This window comes from Duganella sp. GW821-FHT07F09, assembly GCF_059418705.1.
In genome coordinates this window covers 47,393-63,567 of sequence record NZ_JBWKQJ010000004.1, presented here as the reverse complement: position 1 = coordinate 63,567, position 16,175 = coordinate 47,393, and the positions used below count along the sequence as shown (strand labels likewise).

The following is a 16,175-nucleotide window of genomic DNA, read 5'->3' as shown; positions in this document are numbered from 1 at the left end:
GATCGGGCAATAAAAGCGGCGGAACGAGCTATGTAGGCCGGCGCATCAGGCGGTCCCGCGTGGTTTGAGCCGGTCGCCGCCGCCGACGATGATCGAAGACATCCCGAGCATGAGCGCGCCGCCGATCAAGGTGGCCGTGATCGACAGGTGGTCCAGCAGCACGCCGCCAAGCGCGGCGCCGAGCATGATGGCCAGCTGGATCGCCGCCACCAGCAGGCCGCCTCCGCTCTCCGGCTCGTCGGCGATGCCTTTGCTCAGCCACGTCGACCACGCCACCGGAATCGCCGCGTTCAGCGCGCCCCAGGCGACGAGCGCGAGCGCCACCGCCCAGAACACATGGCCGACGGCCAGCAACGCCAGGGTGACGGCGCCCAGCGCCAGCGGCAGCCAGCGCAACAAGCCATACAAATGGCTGCCCAGCATGACCGTCGCGGCGTAGGTGCCGAGAAAACCGGCCGCCCCCAGGCCCAGCAGCAGCATCGACAACCGCGGCACCGTCACCCCGGTGTAGGTCTCCAGGAAGGGCCGCAGGTAGGTGAACGTGGCGAACGCGCCGGCGAACGAGAGCATCACCCCGGCCATGCCGAACGCCACATTCGGGCGCTTCAGCAACCCGAGGACTTTGCCGACCGGATTGGCCGCCTGCGGCGGCATGGACGGCAAGCTGATCCACTGCCACACCAGGTTGGCGACGACGAACGGCGCCAACGCCCAGAACGTACCGCGCCAGCCGATGATGGCGCCGAAGTAGCTGCCGATGGGCGCGGCGAACGCCGCCGCCACCGCATTACCCGTGTACATCAAGCCGAGTGCCTTGGGAATTGACTCGGCTGGAACCAGGCGCATCACCGTCGCCGTGGCCAGGGCCCAGAATCCGCCCACGGTGATGCCCAACAGGGAGCGCGCCACCATCAATACGGCGAAATTGGGCGCGCAGGCGATCAGCACCAGCGACGCGAGCATCACGCCGGTCAGCGCCATGAGTACGTGGCGGCGGTCGAAGTGGCTGGCGATGGCCGGAATCAGCAGGCTGGTGACCACCGCGAACAGGCCCGAGATGGAGATCGCCTGCCCCGCCATGCCTTGCGTGGCGCCCAGGTCGCTGGCGATGGGCGTCAGCAGGCTGACGGGCATGAACTCGGAGGCGATCAGCAGCGCCACGCACATGGCCATCGCGCCGACGGCGCTCCAGGCGGGTTGGCCGGTGAAGGACTGCTTGGGCAGGGAGTTGCTGGCGATATCCATTGTTCTTGTCTTTCCAATCCAATCGGGCATGGTAGCGGCATTGACGGGCCCGCACGCCATGCGGTTTTGCTAGGGTTTATGCAGGAAAATCATCAATCGCAGCCATCCGGGCGACGCGGTCCAACTGCTAGAATGCAAGATCACCCCACCCGGAAGCGACCCCATGGCCCGCGAAAACATCAACGACATTCTTGTGTTCCTCGAGGTGGCGCGCGAGCGCAGTTTCACGCGCGCGGCCGCCAAACTGGGCATGTCGCAGTCGGGGCTGAGCCACATCGTGCGCGGGCTGGAGGCGCGCATGGGCGTGCAACTGCTGGCCCGCACGACCCGCAGCGTCGCCCCGACCGAGGCCGGCGAGCGGCTGATGGAGACCGTGGCGCCGCGTTTCGCCGAGATCGAGGCGGAGATCGCCGCCATCAGCGACCTTGGCGGCAGTCCAGCGGGTTTGATCCGCATCACCGCCATCGATCACATCATCGACAGCGTGCTGTGGCCGCGCGTGGCCCACCTGCTGCCGCAATACCCCGACCTGCGCATCGAGATCAACTCCGACTACCGGATGCACGACATCGTGGCCGAGCGCTTCGACATCGGGGTACGCTGGGGCGACCAGGTCGAGCAGGACATGATCGCCGTGCGCCTGACGGCCGACGCGCCGATGGCGATCGTGGGATCGCCGGATTACTTCAAGCGGCGCGCCATCCCGACCTCGCCACAGGAGCTGCTACAGCACAACTGCGTCACCTTGCGCCTGTCGTCCAACGGCGGCGTGTATGCATGGGAGCTGTGCGACGGCGACCGGCCCATCGAAGTGAAGGTCAGCGGCCAGGCCGTTTTCAACAGCGCCTATCAAATGCTCAACGCGGCGGTAAGCGGTGTCGGTCTGGCGTTTGTGACGGCGGAATTCGCCGAGCCATACGTCCGGGACGGGCGGCTGGTCAGCGTGATGAAGGAGTGGTGCCGGCCGTTCCCCGGTTTGCACGCCTACTATCTGTCGAGGCGCCATCCATCGCGCGCCTTCACCTTGGTCATCGACGCGCTGCGCTACCAAGGTTGATACGCCGAGCCGCAGCGTCCCTATTTCAAATGCAGCGTAAAGAAGTTGGCCAGCTTATTGAATGGAATAAGCCTGGTCCTGTCATACAGGTCAACGTGTCCCGCCCCCGGAATCATGACGATCTCCTTAGGCTCGGCCGCCAGCTTGTATGCCTCCTCGCTGAACTCGCGCGAGTGCGCTTGGTCGCCGGTGATGAACAACATCGGACGCGGCGAGATCGTCTCGATGTCGTTAAACGGATAGAAGTTCATGAACTTGACGTTGCTGCTCAACGTCGGATGCGTCGTCAACAGCGGCGACGAACCTTTCGGCGTGAACTCGCCACGCTTGGTGCGGTAAAAGTCATAGAACTCGCGCTGGATCGGATGCGTCTCGCTGTTCAGCACATGGGTGGTGCCGCCGGTGTAGCGCGTCTCGCCGCCCTTGAATTCCACATAGCGCTGTTGCGCCGCCTCGGCGATGATCTGCTTCCTTTGCTCGACGCTCTGCGCGTGCCGCAGGCCGTTGCGGTTGACCGCGCCCATGTCATACATGCTGACGGTGGCAATCGCTTTCATGCGCGGATCGATCTTGGCCGCGCTGATGACGAAACTGCCGCTACCGCACACACCCAGCACGCCGATCCGGTTGTTGTCGATGAACGGCTGCGTGCCGAGGAAATCGACGGCGGCGCTGAACGCCTCCGCGTACATCTCCGGCGACACCATGTTGCGCGGCTTGCCTTCGCTGTCGCCCCAGAAGGGCAAATCGATGGACAGCGTCACGAAGCCCAGCTCCGCCATCTTGGTCGCATACAGATTAGCGCTTTGCTCCTTGACCGCGCCCATGGGATGGCCAACGACGATGGCCGCGCTTTTGGCGTTGCGATGCAGGGTGCGCGGGATGAACAGATTGCCGCCGACCTTCATCTGATACTGGTCCCTGAAGGCGACCTTCTGCACGGTCACCTTGTCGCTGGTGTAGAAGTTATCGGCGCCGTTGGACATGTCCTGCGCCAGCGCCGCGCCGCCGATCACCGACGTCATCGCCAGCGCGGCCGCGCCGGCGCCGGTCAGCTTCACCATGTTGCGGCGGCTCAGATCGAGGCCTTCGTTTTCTTCGGTGCCGTGGTCGATCGGGGTGTCGATATCGTTCATGCCGTGCTCCTGTTTGAGTAATCGTCGATGACACGACTGTAATCTCAACCAGGACCGGAATATAGACCGCGAACCCGAATGCCTTTATGCACGGCGCGCATGAATCGACCGGAGACTAATGCAGCGGCAGGTCCGCTTCGGGATAGAGATTCGGGAAAAGTATGCCGAGCGCGTCCAACGGCAGACCGAAACGCACAGGCCCGTACGGAGAGTCGCTGACGACCAATCCATCCTCGAGTAGCTTCGAGAGCAGCGTTCGGGCGTTGCGCTCACCCATGCCGGTCATCTGGGAGAATTCGCCCCTGGAGACCGGTCCCAGCGCAAAAATATGGCAGAGCGGGAGTATCGCTTCGCGTCTGATGCTCTTATCCTGCGCGGATCGAAGCGTAACAAGCGCTTCGATCCTCTGTTTTATTCCGTCCAGCGCGAGCATTTTGGACATGAACGAAACCTGATCCTCACAAATCGCAAGAAAGTACTGAACCCACTCCAGCAGACCCAATGCGCTGAGATTGCCGCGACCATCCAAAGCGCCCATTCGTGGAGAATCCGCGTTATGCAGCGCGGCGTAGTAAGCTCTGGTGGACCTGGCGAAACCGCGACTCGGCGACCACAGACCTGCGGATAGCCCCCACAGGGCGCAGTGCGTTTGCAACCGCGCCGCACGTCCATTACCGTCCAAAAAAGGATGGACCCACGCCACGCGATGATGGGAACATGCCGCGTTGATCAGGACACGCTCCCAACCTCGCGACGATCCGTACACGTCATCCAGCCTCTTCAAAAATGCGGGCAGCGACGCCGCCGTTGGTGCGACGTGCCTGCCCACCTTCACCTCGCGATCCCGGACCTGTCCAGGGATGATTACTTCCCCTTCGTCGGAACGCCGGTCTTCCGCTTTCAGCCGCTTATATATCGCACGATGGGCATCGATCAAAAATGCTGATGTCAACGCCGGAGTCTGCCCGGCCCATTCTTCCAGTTCTTTCTCCGCATCAATGTGGGCGATGGCGATGCGCTGCAAGCGCGCCTCCTCCGGCGTATTTAAAAAATCGTTGCGCAGGGCTTTTTCGATATTGCCGGGATGGGTGCTCTGGCCCTCAATGCGATTGCTGTAAAACGAATTCATTTGCCTGACAAGCTCGCGCAATGACGCCCTTGTCGTTTCATGCGCCACCGAGGTCAGCTTGACGGAAGCCATCACCACACGCTCGCCTGCAGGAGCGACTTCCTCCAGTTGGCGAGCGCTGAGCAACAAAGGCTCAAACTGATGTGGCGAATCATACATTTTTTGCCGCTTTTTTTGCCGGTTTGACTGCACCGCAAGCCTTTGATTATAGGCGTATTTTCCGGCATTTCCACTATTTCACGCCGCTTTTTTTGCCGCTTTTCTTGCCGCTTTTTTTGTTACGCCCAGCGGATCGCCACCGGCCGTCGTCGCTTATCTCAAGCGCGCCATGGGTCACGGCCACTTCGAGTTAAATCACTTCCCGGTCGCGAACAAGTTCTTGTACGCCGAAGGCTGCGAACGCCAATACTGTTTGGGCGCTTTGACCTGCGCGCCCAACGTGGCGGCGGCGTGCCAAGGCCAGCGCGGGTCGTACAGGATGCCGCGCGCCAGCGCCACCAGATCGGCGCTGCCGTCGCGGATCGCCGTCTCGGCCTGTTCCGGCGTGGTGATCATGCCGACGCCGATGACCGGCACCTCGACCTGGCGCTTGATCTCCTGCGCGAACGGCAACTGGTAGCCCGGCCCCACGTCGATCTTCTGCTGTGCCGACAAGCCGCCGCTCGACACGTGCACATAGGCGCTGCCGCGCGCGGCGAGCGCCTTGGAGAACGCCACGCTTTGGGCCAGGTCCCAGCCGCCCTCGACCCAGTCGGTGGCGGAGATGCGCACGCCGACCGGCTTGTCCGCCGGGAAGGCGGCGCGCACCGCGTCGAACACCTCCAGCGGGAAGCGCATGCGGTTCTCCAGCGAGCCGCCGTATTGGTCGGTGCGCTGATTGGACAGCGGCGACAGGAACTGGTGCAGCAGATAACCGTGTGCGCCGTGCACCTCGACCATGTCCAGCCCCAGCCGGGCGGCGCGCCGCGCGGTGTGCGCGAACGCCTCGCGCACGCGCGCCAGGCCGGTGGCGTCGAGCGCCACGGGTGGACGGTCCGTATCCGCGTACGGCACTGCGGACGGCGCCTCGGTGGTCCAGCCGCCCGCGTCCGGCGCCACTTGCGCCCCGCCGTCCCATGGCGCGGCGCAGGAAGCCTTGCGTCCGGCGTGGCCCAACTGGATGCCGACCGGCATGTCCGAATGCTTGCGGACCGCCTCGAGCACACGGGCCAGCGCCTGCTCGTTTTCATCGGAGTACAAGCCCAGGTCGGCGGGAGAAATGCGCGCCTCGGGCGCGACGGCGGTGGCTTCGAGAATCAGCAGACCGGCGCCGGACAGCGCAAGATTTCCCAAGTGAATCAGATGCCAGTCGGTGGCACTGCCCTGCTCCGCCGAATACTGGCACATCGGTGCGATGACGATGCGGTTGGGCAGCTCCAGCGGCCCGATCTTAAAGGAGGAAAAGAGTTTGCTCACGCCGTGCCCTTCGGTAGTAGAGGATCCAGCGATTATGTCATGACTGAAAATTTCATCTGTCACGGATGACGCGCAGCGACGCGCCTGAACGATGTTTGTAGAATCGTGCAATCGGAAAGCGGGGCCCCACTCTCCGATTCAATCAACTAAACTTCGGCGCTTAGGTCGCTTTCGCCGACGAGGCCGCGCGCGACTTGCGGCGCTTCATCCAGCCCACCATGCCCAAGCCGCCAAGCATCATGGCGTAGGTCGATGGCTCCGGCACGGCGCTGACCGAGATATTGTCGACCGCGACGTCGAAGTCCGCGAAGCCGTACATATAGCCGGGAACGTAGGTGGTGAACACCAGCTCGTCGACGCTGGACAGCACGTCGGCGAAGCTGCGGCCTGGTGGCAGGCCGGGGCCGGCGGCGTCATCGGACGAGCCGTAACCGCCCCAGCCGGTCGGCAGAGCGGTCGAGGTCGTATCACCGATAGTTACAGAAAGGTGCTGCCAGCCCTTGGTGTAGTCGATGGTGCCCAGATCGTACCAAACGCTGGTGTACGGCATGCCCTGCGGGGTGTTGCCATAGTCGCGCAGTTCGACCACCATGTTGCGCGATACTTCCTGGCCGAAGAAGCGGATCGAGTTGGCGATGACATCCAAGCCGATGGTGACACTACCGAGTTTGCCGTAGTCCCCCAGGTAGGATTGGTTGGTGCTGTTGCTGAAGCCGATACCGAAGTTCTCCATCACGGTATGCAAGGCCGGCGCCCCGTTGCCCAGGTTGGGGTTGATGCCGGAACCGCCCACGCCATTCAGCGGCTGCATGCCTTCCCACCCTTGCGCGCCGTTGGAAAAATCGACGAACGAGGAGCTTGGCGCGGCCATCGCCAAGCCGCCGGCCAGCGATAACGTCAATGCCATCATTGCTTTATTCAAAGTCATGAGTCTTCCTTTTTATCAGACAGTTAGAGAGATAGCGCTAACACCACACCCGCTTTTCCGACGTCTGGCGGTTGGCCGGACGCCGGGTTCGGAGCACATCAGAATTAATGTTTTCTTAAGTGGGTGTGAGGCCGATTCTGTGTCTGGCGACCTGGACTGTCAAAGCTTGCATGAAACTATTTTGTAAGGAAAATGTAACCAAGTTTCTGTGGAAATATGTGACATTCCGACAAGAAACTGTAACAAAAAGTTTCAGAAGACGATTAAAAGTAGCAAATTCCCTATGAGGAAGTATTGACCCTGAAGAGCAAATTTGTCCGTTTGGAAAAACTAAAAACCGCGTGTGTAGTCGCCGCTGGCCTGTCGTTGGGAATGTTTCTATTTCGCTACAAGCGTGTGCGAGGCCGCCGCGCGGCTGTTTTGGAGGATCAGGCAAGGTAGACGGACGATCCGATATTTTCGCGGCACGTCTATTTCCGCATACTTGCTCCATCGTACTTCAACCACAAGGAGCAGAAAATGAACAACGCAATCCACAACGCATCGAAAAAAATCGTCCTCATCACCGGCGCCAGCAGCGGCATCGGCGAAGCCACCGCCAAGCATCTGGCGGCCCAGGGCATGCACGTGGTGCTGGGCGCGCGCCGCACCGAGCGTCTGGAAGCGCTGGCCGTCGAGATTGGCGCGGCGGGCGGCTCGGCCAGCGTCTACACGCTCGACGTCACCAGCCAGGAAAGCATGCAGCGCTTCGTCGACGCCGCCGTCGACCGTCACGGCCGTGTCGATGTGATCATCAACAACGCGGGCGTGATGCCGCTGTCGAAACTGGAGGCGCTCAAGATCGACGAGTGGAACCGGATGATCGACGTGAATATTCGCGGCGTGTTGCACGGCATCGCGGCAACCTTGCCGCTGATGCAGAAACAGCGCAGCGGCCAGATCATCAATCTGGCGTCGATCGGCGCCTACACGGTGAGCCCGACGGCGGCCGTCTACTGCGCCACCAAGTTCGCCGTGGCGGCGATTTCCGAGGGATTGCGGCAGGAGGTGGGCGGCGACATCCGCGTAACGGTGGTGTCGCCGGGCGTGGTGGAATCCGAACTGGCCGATTCGATTTCCGACGCCAGCGGCCGCGAGGAAATGCGCGCCTTCCGCCAGATCTCGATCAAGCCGGAGGCGATCGCCCGCGCGATCCAGTTCGCCATCGACCAGCCGGCCGACGTCGACGTGAGCGAGATCATCGTGCGCCCGACGGCCAGCATGTTCTAACGGCGGCTGCTACAGCTTCAGCTGGTTGACGAACCATCGGCCGGCGGGACCGGGCGGGAATTCCTTCATGTGCAGCGCGTGCATGGAGAAGCCCGACCCGATGGCGGGCTGGCCCTCCAGGCGGATCTCGACCAGCTTGCCGTCGCGCAGTTCCTCCTCCACCATGTGCAGCGGCATATAGCCCCAGCCAAGTCCCGCCCGCAGGAAGGCGTGCTTGGCGCCCAGGTCGCCAAGGCGCCAGGTCTTGGACGACATGACTCCGAAGTTGCGGCCCGCCGTCAGACTGGAGCGGTCCGTCAGCACCAGCTGCACATGTTCGGCGGCGGCCGCGCGCGGTATCGGCGTTGGCAACGCCGCCAGCGGATGACTGGGGGCGACCACGCCCACCGCCGCCACGCTGAGCAAAAATTCCGATGCGCAGCCGTCCGGGATATCCGGCAAGCTGCCGATGACCGCCACCTTGCAGTTGCCGTCCAGCAGAGGCTGCAGCACGGCACCCAAAGCTTCCACGTACAAGCGCAACGGCGTGCCGGGAAAGGCTTGGTGAAACGCCTGCACGGCGGCCGTCAGCGTCGCTATCGGAAACATCACATCCACCGCCACCACCAGTTCCGGTTCCAGCCCCTCGGCCAGGGTGCGCGCCCGGGCCTTGAAGGCATCCATGCTGTCGACCGCCTGCCGCGCCTGCGACAGCAGCGCCCTGCCCGCCTCCGTCAATTGCGGATAGCGCCCGGGGCGCTCGAACAGCGGGAAGCCGATCTGCTGCTCCAGATTGGCCAATGTGGTGCTCACCACCGACTGCGCGCGGCGCAGCTTGCGGCCGGCGGCCGAAAAACTCCCCTCCTCCGCTGCGGCGATAAAGGTGCGCAACTGGTCCAGCGACATCGCATCAAGCATATATCTATTCCTTGGATACTATACATCTAATTATATAGGCTTCTCAGATGGATCGACGCTATCTATGATTCATCCCATGCACTGACAAACATGTGCCGCAAACAAAACAAGGAGTCGTACATGAACCAGCCAACTCAACGCAATCTGACGCACCGCACTGCCGGTCACAGCCGTGGCGGCATCACCCGCCTGGTCAGCCCTGGCGATGTCGGCCAGCTGATCAAGCCTTTCGTCTTCCTCGATCTGTTCCATATGGAGGCCACGAACGGCCACATGATGGGGATGCATCCGCACTCGGGCATCGCCACCGTCACCGTCGTCATGGATGGTGCCATCCGGTACCGCGAAACCACCGGCAGCGAAGGCCAACTGGGGGCGGGCGGTGTCGAATGGATGAACGCCGGCGGCGGCGTCTGGCACGACGGTGGCCCGGTCGCCGGCGGCAGCGTGACCGGTTTCCAGCTGTGGCTCGCGCTGCCGGCCGAAGATGAAAACGGCCCGGCGCACAGCCGGTACCTAGCGCCTGAGCAAGTGCAAAGCGTCGGTCCGGCGCGCGTGATCATCGGCAGTTACGGCGGCGCCGTCAGCGCCATCCGGCCACGCGCCTCGATCAATTATCTGCATGTGAAATTGAGCGACGGCGAGCGCTGGACCTACACGCCGCCCGTCGGCCATGACGTGGCCTGGGTGTCGGTCGCCAGCGGCGCGCTGCGCACCGGCCGCACCACGATCGGCAGGGAGGTGGCGGTGTTCGCCGAAGGGAACGAGGCGATCGATTTCGTCGCCGAAGGCGCCACCGAATTCGTCCTCGGTTCGGCCGTGAAGCACCCGCACGACCTGGTGACCGGCCGCTACTCGGTGCACACCAGCGAGGCCGCGCTGGCCAAAGGCGAAAGCGAAATCCAACGTATCGGCGCGCAGCTGCGCTCCGCGAAATTGATGTAAGCAGCGCTGTAAAAACTAACTCATTTAAATTGAACCTGGAAAGGAAATACCATGAACACCATCAATCCGAATACCTCGGTCATCCCTGTCATCGGCCGCGTACTGCTGGCGGCGATCTTCATCCTCAGCGGCATCGGCAAGCTGGCCGCGCCCGCCGCGACGATGGGTTACATCGCCTCGACCGGTTTGCCTTTCGCGCCACTGGCACTGGCGATAGCCATCGGCGTTGAACTGGGCGGCGGCCTGCTGCTGGTCCTGGGTGTCAAGACGCGCCTTGTGGCGGCGGGGCTGGCGGTGTTCTCGATCGTCACCGGCCTGGCCTTCCACAACGCGGTGGGCGACCAGAATCAAATGATCCATCTGTTGAAGAACTTCGCGATGGCCGGTGGTTTGCTGCAAGTGGTGGCCTTCGGCGCCGGCGCGTACAGCTTCGATAACCGGGCGAAAGCGGTGTAATTCGCGATACGCCAGCGGCGGCTCACAGATGGCGGATTACGGCGTTCCGCCTAATCCGCCCTACGTGTCGCCAAGGTGACTCACACTCCGCATCACGCGGATACACGTAGGGCGGATTAGCGAAGCGTAATCCGCCATGCATGCGTGACGGCGGCTCATACCCCGCCGGTCCCGAATCACGATTTGACAAACAACGCCTGCAACTCACCGTACGGCATCGCCTTGTCCATCAACGGACCGGCGCTGCCGGTGGCCAGAAAACCCTTCGCCATATCGGCGGCAACGGCCCACAATGCCTGCGGTATGCCGGAACCGGCGCTCAAGCGACGCACGCCCAGCTTATGCAATTCGTCGGCGGACGGCACGCCCGGCCAGTCCATCACATTCACCGGCAAGCCGGCGCCTGCGACAACGGCCTTGATTTCATCGACCTTGCAAATACCCGGCACGAACAGCCCATCGGCGCCAGCGGCCTTGTAGAGCGCGGCGCGCTTCAACACCTCGGCCACCCGCTCCCCCTCAGGCGCCAAGCCCCTCAGATAAACGTCGGTACGGGTGTTGATGAAGAGTCCCTTGCCCGCTGCGGCAACCGCCTTCTTGATCGCGACGATCTTCGCGGCCAGCGCTTCCGGCGTGCCGCCGCCATCCTCTAGATTGATGCCCGCCACGCCGGCGTCGGCCAACTTCATCGCATTTTTCGCGACGACGTCGGCATCATCCGAGTAGCCGTTTTCCAGGTCGACCGACAACGGCACCGTCAGCACGCGCGCCATGTTGATGGCGACGGCGATGGCCACGTCGGCCGGCATGTTGTCGCCATCGGCGTAACCGGCGGCCCAGGCCACGCCGGCGCTGGTGGTGGCGATGGCCGGCGCGCCAAGGCTCTCGAACAAACGCGCGCTGCCCGCATCCCAGGCGTTGGGCAGGTGCAGCAGTTTGCTACCGTCGTGCAGCTTCTTGAAATCGTTCATGGTCGCTCCCTTTAAAAAAGACTGGCTTGTGAGGTGGTCAGGCTGAAAAAACTGTCCTTCATCGGCAGCAGGATCGAATCGGCGATCGGCTGCAATTGCTTGGTCAGATAATGATCGTAATCGATATTCGAGCGCAACGCCTCCAGCGGCTCCGGGCCGCCGGTGGTCATCACGTAGCTGATCCAGCCGCCGTTCTGGTACCGCAGCGGACGGCGGTGCGACTGGTTGTATTCATCGGCCAGGCGCGCCGCCCGCACCTGCGGCGGCACGTTGACCTTGTATTCGTCCAGCCGGTGGCGCAGCCTTTTGCGGTAGACCAGCAGCTCGTCGAAATCGCCCTCCACCGTCTTGCGCGCATAGTCGCGCACGAAGTCCTGGTACGGTTCGTCCTTGAAGATGCGCATGAACAGCCCCTTCTGGAACTGCTGCGCCAACGGCGTCCAGTCGCTGCGCGCCACTTCGAGGCCGCGATAGATCACCTCTTCCTCGCCCTTGGCATTGACCGTCAGGCCGGCGTAGCGCTTCTTGCTGCCCGTTTCCGTGCCGCGTATCGTCGGCATGAAAAACTTCTGGAAGTGGGTGTCGAATTCGATCTCGAGGTGGCATTCCAGGCCATGCTTGTCCTTCAACATGGCGTGCCACCACGCGTTGATCTTGTTGGCCAGCTGCTGGCCGATTTCCAGCGCGTCGGCGTTCTTGTACTCTTTTTTGAGCCAGATGAAGATCGAATCGGTGTCGCCGTAGATGACGTCGTAGCCCTCCACCTCGACCAGTTCGCGGGTCTGCTTCATCATCTGGTGTCCGCGCAGGGTGACCGAGGAGACCAGGCGCGGATTGAAGAACCGGCAGTCGGTCGCTCCCAGCACTCCGCAGAAGGAATTCATCAGCAGCTTGAGCGCCTGCGACAGCGGCTCGTTTTTGGCGCGCTTGGCGGCGTCGCGCTGCTTCCAGATTTGCGTGGTGATTTCGGGCAGGCAGTGTTTCTCGCGCGAGAACACGGTGCCGTTGACGCCTTCCACAATCGTCGCCGGATCTTCGGCGATCTCGCCCTCGATCAGGCCGACCGGATCGACCAGGAAGGTGCGGATGATCGACGGGTACAGGCTTTTATAGTCCAGCACCACCACGGAGTCGTACAGGCCGGGTTTGGAATCCATGACGAAGCCGCCCGGCGAGGCGCCGCCCGAGATGTCGCCCACGTTCGGCGCCACATAGCCTTCGCGGTGCATGCGCGGCAAATAGTGGTGGCCGAAGGCGGCGATCGATCCGCCCAGATGATCCGCCTGCAAACCCGTCACCGTCGCGCGTTCGATCATGAAGGCCAGCAGGTTGGCCTTGTCGAAAATGCGCGTGACCAGTTCGCAGTCCTTCAGGTTGTAGTGGGCCAGCGCCGGCTTGTCCTCCTGGAAGCGGCGCTCGATCTCCGCCATCTTGTCGTAGACGTCGCCGATGTCCTTGCCCTCGCCCAGCATCGCCTGCGAGACGTTCTCCAGGCTGAAGGACGGGAACATCCACGACGCCGCCTTGAGCGCGTCGATGCCATCGAGGACGACGCGGCCGACCACCGGCGCGAACATGTACCCCTGCTTGCCTGGATGCTCGCGCCATTCGATGGTCTTGCCATCGCGGCCGAGGGTCAGCGCGATCTTATGCTTGTCGGCGTTCTTCTGCAGCACGCGCAGGTCGAACTGCACCACGTTCCAGCCCACCAGCACATCGGGATCGTGGCGCGCCATCCAGGCGTTGAGTCTTTCGATCAACTGGCGCGGCGTGGCGCAGTATTCCAGGTCGAAGTCGATCCCGTCCGGCGCCTCGGCGGGCGGCGCGCCTAGCATGTACACCTGGCGCTGGCCGCAGCCTTCGAGCGCGATCGAATACAGGTCCTCGTAGGCGCTGGTTTCGATATCGAGCGACACCATCTTGAGCTTGGGACGGTACTCGGGAGCGGGCTTGAGTTTGCAGTCGCGGATGGTCGTGCCTTCGACGCGGCCGCCCTCCACCTGCACGCCGGCGGTGATGAAGCGCTCCATCAGATAGCGCTCGGGCGGGCGGATATCGGCCTCGTACATCTTGATGCCATGGTCGCGCAGCGTGCGCTCCAGCGCAGTCAGCTGCTTGTAGCGGGACGAGTAGACGCCGAGGACAGGCTCCTGATCGAAGGTCTTGAGCTTAAGCTCGCGCAGCTCGATGCCGTCCGTCTTGTCCAGCAGCGCCTCGATGGCCGAACGCTCCCGCGCCTCGGCGAAAGCCACCGAGGTCTGCATCGTCAGGCGGATTTTCCTGGGGCCGTCGTCGGTCGCCAGCCAAAACTCGATCTCCGTCCCATTGGGCGCGTCGCGCCAATGGCGGGTCAGGATAAATCCTTGCTGTGAAGGTGGATCTGCGGGAGTAGGCATACTTAATTATACTGTATGCTCATACAGCCCACGGCAAATCCCCACCGCAGCCCGGCGCGTGCAAGCGTGTGGCCTTTTTATGGCTAATCAGGCAAGATGGCGGGCATCGCCCCTCCGAGGAACGTCCCGTGTCCACACCCATCGCATTGCAGGCGTTCGTCGACGCCAACCTCCCTTACACCGCCAACCGTCCTGCCGATCCGGCCTTGATCGAGCGTTATGAAAATCTGCTTCCGGCGGCCTTGCTGGAACTGTGGCGTGTACATGGCCTGGGCTATTACGGCGAACGGGCACTGTGGCTGCTGAACCCCGACACCTGGCAGGCGACGTTCGACCTTTGGGTAAATCCCGGGCAGGACGAGGCAAGACGGATTCCGGTGCTGATGACGCCTTTCGGCACGCTGCTTTACTACCGCAAGCTGACCGATACCGACGAGGATATTTCTGCCCTCGACGTGTTCGAGCGGGACGCCACTGTCTTGAGCTGGGATTTCGTGGAATGCTTTAACGAGGACTTCACCAATGAAGAGTGGCTCGACGACCTGATACCCAACGAGCCGCTCCAGCACGCGGCGGAAACCGCCGGCACGCTGGAAACCGGCCAGGTGTATCAACTGGATCAGTCGCTGAGCGGCATACTCACGCGTTACACCCGGGCCGATGCGCAAGTAATGTATCGCGAACTATTCGAGTCGATGCAGGCGGAAGCGAGCTTCGACTATCCGTCGCCGGGCACGTTGGGGGAAGCCTTGCCCAAGGCGTTCAGCGACGAGATCCAGACGCTCGAACGTGCCATCGCGGGCGCCCGGCCTGGCGCGGTGACGGGCTTCTACTTCAACGCCTACCTTTGCAGCTATCAGGTGTTGGTCCTCGCGCCCGATAGCAAGTGCGCGTTGATTTGCTGGACCACACACCCGCGTGACCAGCAATCGACACCGCCACGGTTGTACAACGGTACCTACAGCAGGCAGTTGTCCGACGAGGGAGACCCGCTCATCGCCGTCGATATCGACAAGGACGACGACAGCCACCGGGACGTGGCCTCGGACCAGATGTTCTATCTCTGCGGAGGCGAATATCCGATGCTGATTCGCGTGGAAGACCTGACCGACGTCGCCGACTCCCTCGATTGGGACGGCAGGGTGGAAGGTTGCGCCTACCCGCTGCGCAAAGTGGGCATGGATTACTGGATACCCGAGGATGACGAAGACCGCCCCACCCCGGCCCGCGAAGACCTGCCGATGGCGCTGCGCGGCTTGCTGCGGAACGAGCCACTCAAGCTGGTCATCACCCACGTCGAAGAGCCGGACGAGGATGCGGGCGAAGTCATTGTGCGGGCACGCATCGAGGCCAACACCGGCCGGCCACCGAGCGGGAACATGCCGATGTGCTCACCGGCGGGCTCGGGCAAAGAGTTGCATGGCAATGTCTGGGACGAAGACGAGACGGGAGTGCGCCTTTGTATGAGTCTGCCGCTCGACGAGGACAGCGGCCGGCCGACGCCGGGCGACGTGCTGGTTTCGCGAAAACAAAGACCAGCCGACTGACTGTCGACCGGCGTCGTGGCATTGACGTCAGCGATAGGTAACCATGTTGGCCTGGCCCGGTTGCTCGAGGTGCGAATAATTGTTCAGGTAACTAAGTCCGAATTCGCCGGGGCGGTGCAGCAGACGGCTGACGGCGCAATTGGCCAGCTTCCAGGTCATCTCCATCACCTGAAAATCCTGGAACCCCAACACATGCTGCATCACCGTCGCGATCACGCCGCTGGAGGTGAAGACGATGGTGGTCCGCTTGCTGTCCGGCTGATCGAGCCGTTCCAGCGCGGACACCACACGCCGGCGGAAATCCGGCCAGGCTTCGGCGTATTGGTCGTCGTGCCAGCCCGTCATCCAGCGCTGCATGGCGCCCCTGAACAGTTGCTCCGCCGCGCGTTGCGGGTCGTCTGAGCGGGACAGCAACTGCTGGAAGGTGGCGGGATCGGCAAACTCAGGGCAGTGCCGCAACATCACCTCGTGATGATCGAATTCGGCAAAGCCCCCGTCGTTAAGACAGTCGGCGCCTTCCAGCTGCGACTTCGCGATCTGCGCCAGGCAGGCGTCGGCGGTCTGGTGGTGCCGCGCCATGCCGCCGGTGATCATCCGGTGGAACGGCTGCCCGCCTTGGGCGAACCACTTTCCCAGCAGGCGCGCCTGCTCGTAGCCCGTTTCCGACAGTTGATCGTAGTTGGCGCTGCCGAAGGACGCTTGTCCGCTACGTACCAGGTAGATTTGTCCCATATATTTTCAGAT

General features: G+C 62.7%; 14 protein-coding genes. 5 read left to right on the top strand and 9 right to left on the bottom strand.

What is annotated here, in order from left to right:
- Positions 1–45: 45 nt before the first annotated feature.
- Positions 46–1,245 (bottom strand): MFS transporter, encoded by a 1,200-nt coding sequence (locus tag AC07P1_RS11830; protein ID WP_494696004.1) that lies wholly within the window; start codon positions 1,243–1,245, stop codon positions 46–48.
- 163 nt (positions 1,246–1,408) lie between these two features.
- Between AC07P1_RS11830 and AC07P1_RS11825 the strand changes: the two genes are divergently transcribed.
- Positions 1,409–2,302 (top strand): LysR family transcriptional regulator, encoded by an 894-nt coding sequence (locus AC07P1_RS11825; RefSeq protein ID WP_494696003.1) that lies wholly within the window; start codon positions 1,409–1,411, stop codon positions 2,300–2,302.
- A 20-nt stretch (positions 2,303–2,322) separates the two neighbouring features.
- Here AC07P1_RS11825 and AC07P1_RS11820 read toward each other — a convergent pair whose 3' ends face one another.
- The 4 genes from AC07P1_RS11820 to AC07P1_RS11805 all read right to left on the bottom strand — a co-directional run bounded on the left by AC07P1_RS11820 (position 2,323) and on the right by AC07P1_RS11805 (position 6,950).
- Positions 2,323–3,327, bottom strand: a complete 1,005-nt coding sequence (locus AC07P1_RS11820; RefSeq protein ID WP_494696452.1) for an alpha/beta hydrolase — start codon at positions 3,325–3,327, stop codon at positions 2,323–2,325.
- A gap of 226 nt (positions 3,328–3,553) precedes the next feature.
- Entirely contained in the window at positions 3,554–4,726 is a 1,173-nt protein-coding gene (locus AC07P1_RS11815; RefSeq protein WP_494696002.1) for a Fic family protein, read from the bottom strand.
- Between the two features lie 195 nt (positions 4,727–4,921).
- Complete coding sequence (locus tag AC07P1_RS11810; protein ID WP_494696001.1) at positions 4,922–6,022, bottom strand: NADH:flavin oxidoreductase/NADH oxidase; 1,101 nt, start codon at positions 6,020–6,022, stop codon at positions 4,922–4,924.
- Positions 6,023–6,182: 160 nt separating this feature from the next.
- Entirely contained in the window at positions 6,183–6,950 is a 768-nt protein-coding gene (locus AC07P1_RS11805; protein ID WP_494696000.1) for a PEPxxWA-CTERM sorting domain-containing protein, read from the bottom strand.
- 519 nt (positions 6,951–7,469) lie between these two features.
- Here AC07P1_RS11805 and AC07P1_RS11800 point away from each other — a divergent pair.
- Positions 7,470–8,219 (top strand): SDR family oxidoreductase, encoded by a 750-nt coding sequence (locus AC07P1_RS11800; protein WP_494695999.1) that lies wholly within the window; start codon positions 7,470–7,472, stop codon positions 8,217–8,219.
- Positions 8,220–8,228: 9 nt separating this feature from the next.
- Here the strand turns inward: AC07P1_RS11800 and AC07P1_RS11795 are convergent, their stop codons facing one another.
- Positions 8,229–9,116, bottom strand: coding sequence for a LysR family transcriptional regulator (locus AC07P1_RS11795; protein ID WP_494695998.1), 888 nt, complete (start codon positions 9,114–9,116; stop codon positions 8,229–8,231).
- 120 nt (positions 9,117–9,236) lie between these two features.
- On the opposite strand from AC07P1_RS11795, the gene AC07P1_RS11790 reads away from it, so the two are divergent.
- Positions 9,237–10,061: a pirin family protein gene (locus tag AC07P1_RS11790; RefSeq protein WP_494695997.1), complete on the top strand. Its 825-nt coding sequence runs from the start codon at positions 9,237–9,239 to the stop codon at positions 10,059–10,061.
- A 51-nt stretch (positions 10,062–10,112) separates the two neighbouring features.
- Entirely contained in the window at positions 10,113–10,517 is a 405-nt protein-coding gene (locus AC07P1_RS11785) for a DoxX family protein (RefSeq protein ID WP_494695996.1), read from the top strand.
- A gap of 176 nt (positions 10,518–10,693) precedes the next feature.
- Here the strand turns inward: AC07P1_RS11785 and AC07P1_RS11780 are convergent, their stop codons facing one another.
- Together AC07P1_RS11780 and AC07P1_RS11775 are read right to left on the bottom strand one after the other, a co-directional pair.
- Positions 10,694–11,488 (bottom strand): isocitrate lyase/PEP mutase family protein, encoded by a 795-nt coding sequence (locus AC07P1_RS11780; RefSeq protein WP_494695995.1) that lies wholly within the window; start codon positions 11,486–11,488, stop codon positions 10,694–10,696.
- A gap of 11 nt (positions 11,489–11,499) precedes the next feature.
- The gene (locus tag AC07P1_RS11775; RefSeq protein ID WP_494695994.1) at positions 11,500–13,884 is read right to left on the bottom strand and encodes a DNA polymerase II; all 2,385 of its coding nucleotides are present in this window, start codon (positions 13,882–13,884) and stop codon (positions 11,500–11,502) included.
- A gap of 128 nt (positions 13,885–14,012) precedes the next feature.
- Between AC07P1_RS11775 and AC07P1_RS11770 the strand changes: the two genes are divergently transcribed.
- Entirely contained in the window at positions 14,013–15,431 is a 1,419-nt protein-coding gene (locus AC07P1_RS11770) for a GAD-like domain-containing protein (RefSeq protein ID WP_494695993.1), read from the top strand.
- Between the two features lie 27 nt (positions 15,432–15,458).
- On the opposite strand, the gene AC07P1_RS11765 is transcribed toward AC07P1_RS11770, so the two are convergent.
- A complete protein-coding gene (locus AC07P1_RS11765; RefSeq protein ID WP_494695992.1) occupies positions 15,459–16,163 on the bottom strand; it encodes a histidine phosphatase family protein in 705 nt (234 codons plus the stop codon).
- Positions 16,164–16,175: the final 12 nt, after the last annotated feature.